This is a genomic window from Streptomyces ziwulingensis, from assembly GCF_039542605.1.
Classification (GTDB): domain Bacteria; phylum Actinomycetota; class Actinomycetes; order Streptomycetales; family Streptomycetaceae; genus Streptomyces; species Streptomyces ziwulingensis.
The window spans coordinates 1-5,015 of the sequence record NZ_BAABIG010000120.1 but is presented as its reverse complement, the minus strand read 5'-3'; the positions used below and the strand labels follow the sequence as shown (position 1 = coordinate 5,015).

Here is a 5,015-nt window from a genome sequence, read left to right as displayed (position 1 = left end):
GACGGCCTCGGTGCGCAGCGGGTTGATCTCCGAAACGGCGCCGACGAACGTGGTCTTGCCCACGCCGAAGCCGCCCGCCACCACGATTTTCGCGGACGTGGTGGAGCGGGAAGGCCCTCCGCTAGAGCTTGCGAAGTCCACTGAGCACCCTTTCGAGCAAAGTCACGTCTGGCTGGCCGCCGGCGCTCTCGTCGCCGCCGGGCTGATGAATGGCGACCAGTCCCGCCTCCGCCAAGTCGGCGACGAGGATTCTGGCCACGCCGAGAGGGATGGTCAGCAGCGCCGAGATCTCGGCGACCGACTTGATCTCTCGGCAGAGGTGGCAGATCCGCTGATGCTCGGGCAGTTGGCCCTGCATCTGGTGCGGCTGCGCGGTGGTGTGCACCAGCGCCTCGATGGCGAGCTGGTAGCGCGGCCTGGTACGGCCGCCCGTCATGGCGTACGGGCGCACCAGGGGATTGTTGGCCGCTCCGGCGGGCGCCGGTTCCGGTGCCCGGCGTTGCGGTTGCACAGGCTGGATGCGGGGTGCCTGCGGCTGGTCGTACGGCGAGGGGCCGGGGCCCTGCGGCGCGTACGGCCGCCGGTGGCGGGGCGTGGAGGGGAAGCCGTACGGGTCCACCGGGCCGTCGTTGTGGCCCTGCGCGGGGCCGTACGACCAGTTGCCCGATGACGGACCGTCTGGGGGTGTTGCCACTTTTCTCCTCCTCCGACTGTGCCTGGCGTCCATCACTGGGGAGCCGCGTCCCGAAACCTTACGGGCAAGGGACGCCAAAACGCACCGTCCGCCCGCTAGTTGAGAAGGCTCCCCTGAAGCTCCGCGCGCAGGTCCGGCGTCAGGACCGTACCGGCTCGGTCGACAAGAAGGGCCATCTCGTACCCGATGAGACCGATGTCCGCCTCCGGGTGTGCCAGAACCGCGAGTGAGGAGCCGTCACTGATGGACATCAGGAAGAGGAATCCCCGCTCCATCTCCACAACCGTCTGGTTCACGTGGCCGCCCTCGAAGATGCGCGAGGCACCGGCGGTCAGCGAGGTCAGGCCGGAGGCGACGGCGGCGAGCTGGTCGGCGCGGTCACGCGGAAAGCCTTCGGACATCGCCAGCAGGAGTCCGTCGGCGGAGACCACCACCGTGTGGGACACCCCCGGGGTGTTGTCCACGAAGTTGGTGATCAACCAGTTCAGGTTCTGCGCCGCCTGGCTCATCGGGCTCACACTAACGCTCCTGGTCGTAGGTGCTGTCAGGACCTCCGGGCGGATTTCCGGGGGCCTGACCGTTCGTCGTTTCACTGCCTGCGTTGCGGCCCCGCTCGACGCCGCGGCGCAGGTTGCTCAGCCGGCCCCGGACGTCCTCCGGGGCGCGGGAGACCTGGGGCCCGCCCTGCGGGGTGGTCTCGGCGGCGCCCTCGATCAGATTGGCCTTGGGCACCCGCCGCGGCAGACCGGACGGGGTCACCCCGCCCGCCTTGGGCTTGCGCAGCGCCGAGGCCTGCTCCCAGCGTGCGTCGTTGGCCGAACGCCAGTCGTCGTCACCGCCGAAGACCGAGGGCGACGGCTCCTTGTCCGCCTGCCGCGCACCGCCCGCGGGGGCGGCCGAACCGCGGCGCGGAAGCCCGGCGTCGGTCAGGTCGTGGGGCGCGGAGGCGACCGGACCCGGCCGGTCGAAGCCTACGTTGCCGACGGCACCGCCGTCACCGGTCCCAGCCGATTCCGTTTCCTGCCCGGGTTCGGGGAACTGGGCCGGATAGCCGTTCTGGAAACCGTCCTGCTGCGGCCAGTCGTCCTGGTGGCGGCGCTGCTCGAAGGCCGGGAAGGCCTCCTGCGCAGCGGCGTCCGGAGTCTGGTGCTGCTGGTGACCCGGTTCCGCATAGCCGGAGTCGGGGTAGCCGGCCGGAGCCGGATAGCCCTCACCCTGCGTCCGGCCGGCCTCCGGCGCGTAGTACTGGTCGCCGTACGCCTGCTGCGGTGACTGCGCGTACGGCGCCTGGCCCTGCTCCGGGTACGCAGTCGGCGCCTGGCCCTGTTCCGGGTACGCCGCCGACGGCTGGCCCTGTTCCTGGTACGCCGCCGGTGTCTGACCCTGTTCCGGGTACGGCGTCTGCTGGTCGTAGCCGCCGGGCTGCTGCTGCTCCGGGTAGCCGCCGCCGTCGTAGTCGTACGACGGCTGGGCGGTGAACTGGTCCGGATACGGGGCCTGGTCGGCGCCGGGGCCCTCGGGGTCCGCGGCGGGGTGCGGCTCCAGGGCGGCGCGGCGCTCCTCGCGCATCAGCGAGCGGCCGACCGGGTCCAGGTCGCGGAGGTCGTCGGGCACCTGCGGGTAGCGGGTGTCGTCGAAGCCCAGTTCGGCGGCGGTCCGCGGCGCCGGCGCCTGCTGCTGGAAGTTCTCGCCCCGCAGCTCCCGCTCGGGGATCATCTGCGAGACGGTGAAGTCACCGCGCTCCACCGGGCTCTCGCCGCCACCGCCGTGGGTGATGGCGTCCGGGAGCATGACCAGCGAGGTGGTGCCGGCCTGCTCGCCCGAGGGGCGGAGCTGGACCCGGATGCCGTGCCGGTCGGAGAGCCGGCCGACCACGAACAGGCCCATGCGCTGCGAGATCGCGGCGTCCACGGTCGGCGGGTTGGCCAGCTTGTGGTTGATGTCCGCGAAGTCCTCGGCGGTCAGGCCGATGCCCTTGTCGTGGATCTCGATCATCACGCGGCCGTCGGGCAGCCGGGTCGCGGTCACCCGGACCTTGGTCTGCGGGGAGGAGAACGTGGTGGCGTTCTCCAGCAGCTCGGCCAGCAGGTGCACGAGGTCGGTCACGGCCCGGCCGTGGATCTCCGCCTCCGGCACCCCGGACAGCTCGACGCGCTCGTACTGCTCCACCTCGGAGGAGGCGGCACGGAGCACGTCGACCAGCGGGACCGGCTGGTCCCAGCGGCGGCCGGGCTCCTCGCCGGCCAGCACGAGGAGGTTCTCGCCGTTGCGGCGCATCCGGGTGGCCAGGTGGTCCAGCCGGAAGAGGCTCTCCAACTGGTCCGGCTCGGCCTCGTTGTTCTCCAGCTCGGTGATCAGAGTGAGCTGGCCCTCGATCAGCGACTGGTTGCGGCGCGAGAGGTTGGTGAAGATGGCGTTGATGTTGCCCCGCAGCAGGGCCTGCTCGGAGGCGAGCCGGACCGCCTCGCGGTGGACCTGGTCGAAGGCGCGGGCGACCTCACCGATCTCGTCGGTGGTGGTGATCGGGATGGGCTGGACCCGGGTGTCGACCCGGCCGGGGTCGGTCCGCGAGAGCTGGTCGACCAGCATCGGCAGGCGCTGCTCGGCGATGCTGAAGGCGGCGTTGCGGAGCTGGCGCATGGCCCGGCTCATCTGCCGGGCCACCATGCCGGCCAGGACGAACGCGGCGAGCAGCGCGATCACGACGATGGCGCCGGTGATGTACGCGTCCTGCTCGGCGTCGTCCGCGATGGCGCTCGCCTCGGCCACCGCCTTGTCGGCCATGTCCGACTCGATGGTGCGGTACGCGTCGAACTTGAGGGTGTTGACCGCCCACCAGTTTTCCGGCGTGATGCCCCGCTGGGCGAGGGCCGCGCGGGCGGCGGTGTCCGTGGAGTCGAGCTGCGCCAGCTCCGAGACCATCGTCGTCGGGTTGGCCGGCGGCGGTACGTAGTCCGGGTTCTGGGCGGCGGCCTTGGCGGCCGCGGCGGCGCCGTCCTTCTTGATCCGCGCCTCGGCGTCCTCCAGCTTCTTGGCGTCCGCCTCGGTGCCGCCGCCGATGTACTCCTCGACGGCGATGCCCTCCAGATACGCGTAGGAGGAGAGGGCGACGCGCTGGCTGGCCAGATGGCTCGGCTCCGGACCTGGCTTGATCAGCATGTGCATGCCGATCGAGCGTTCCAGCGAGAGCGAGGCCTTCGTCAGGCCGATCGCGTAGACGGTACGGCCGTAGGAGGTGATGTTGCCGGTGCCCAGGCCCAGCTCGTTGGCGAACTCCATCAGCGGGTGGGCGACGCCGACGTAGCCCTCCTCGGTCTCCACGCCCTTGAGCTTGGCGGTGTAGGCGGCGGCGCGCAGCGTGGCGAGCTCCGGCTCCACCTCCCGGAACTGCTTCAGCCGGCGTTCCAGTCCGGCCTTGTCCGGCATGCTCCGGGTGGCCTGGTCGAAGGAGTCGGCGGCCTTGTCGGTGGCCGCGCGGGCCCGCGGGACGCTCTTGTCGTCCTCGGTGCCCTGCAGCAGCGGGGCGGCGGAGACGTCGCGCTCGTTGTAGAGGGCGTTGGCGTAGGTGAGGGAGGCCCGCACCAGGCGGGCGGTCGACTCGGCGTCCCTGGCGTCCTGCCAGGTGTCGATCGAGCTCTTGACCTGGAAGCCGCCCATGACGAGGCCGACCAGTACCGGTATGAGCAGGATCGCGTTGAGCCGCGTGGTCACCCGCCAGTTGCGCGGCGAGAGACTGCCGCCGCTCGGCGCGGGGGCGGCCTTCGGCTGCGGATGCGGCGCGGGGGCGGGCGCCGCCGCGGTGCGCGGCGGCGGGGTGAAGTTGCCCCGGGCCGACGGCTCGGGACTGTTCGTGCTTCGCCTCACTCGACCAACAACCTCTCGGCGGTCGGCACCTGTGTCGTGCCGCAATGTCTCAGCGCCCCATGGGCGGTCTGTGCCATCGAGTACGTGTGACGGCTGAGTACCTCTCGGGCCATGGGGCAGTTCTGGCATTCCAGCATGGCCACCTGCGCTCTTCCAAACACCAGGACGGGCGGATCGGACGTGAGGTAGGCCCCGCGTAAAACGGTCATAAAGAGCGAGCGGCACCAAAAGACCGGACACTCGTGCGCGCAGTGAGACGGGATGTGCGCGACGCGTGGCGGCGTCGGCCGATTCCTCTGCCGAAACGTTATGAATGCCGGAGTCGGCCGTGTCGAAGGACACAGCCGACTCCGGGACACCTACGACAACTGCCGTATATCGGTGTGGACTTGATCGTTACCTCAGGCGGGCCATCAGAGCGTGCTCGACCAGCGTGATCAGCGCCGACTTCGCATCC

Annotated in this window: 3 protein-coding genes and 1 pseudogene; all 4 read right to left on the bottom strand. The window is 70.8% G+C overall.

Annotated elements, in window-relative coordinates:
• Nucleotides 1-141, bottom strand: a pseudogene (locus ABEB00_RS35740) (ATP-binding protein); the annotation flags it as partial.
• Nucleotides 122-694, bottom strand: a complete 573-nt coding sequence (locus tag ABEB00_RS35735) for a DUF742 domain-containing protein (RefSeq protein ID WP_345624906.1) — start codon at nt 692-694, stop codon at nt 122-124. The pseudogene ABEB00_RS35740 and the gene ABEB00_RS35735, both read right to left, overlap by 20 nt.
• A 95-nt stretch (nt 695-789) precedes the next feature.
• Nucleotides 790-1,203, bottom strand: a complete 414-nt coding sequence (locus tag ABEB00_RS35730; protein ID WP_037625176.1) for a roadblock/LC7 domain-containing protein — start codon at nt 1,201-1,203, stop codon at nt 790-792.
• A 10-nt stretch (nt 1,204-1,213) separates the two neighbouring features.
• The gene (locus ABEB00_RS35725; RefSeq protein WP_345624905.1) at nt 1,214-4,558 is read right to left on the bottom strand and encodes a sensor histidine kinase; all 3,345 of its coding nucleotides are present in this window, start codon (nt 4,556-4,558) and stop codon (nt 1,214-1,216) included.
• Nucleotides 4,559-5,015: the final 457 nt, after the last annotated feature.

Bases quoted from the DNA above. Each gene is read 5' to 3' on its own strand.
- ABEB00_RS35730 (WP_037625176.1), bottom strand. From the start codon at position 1,203: ATGAGCCAGGCGGCGCAGAACCTGAACTGGTTGATCACCAACTTCGTG.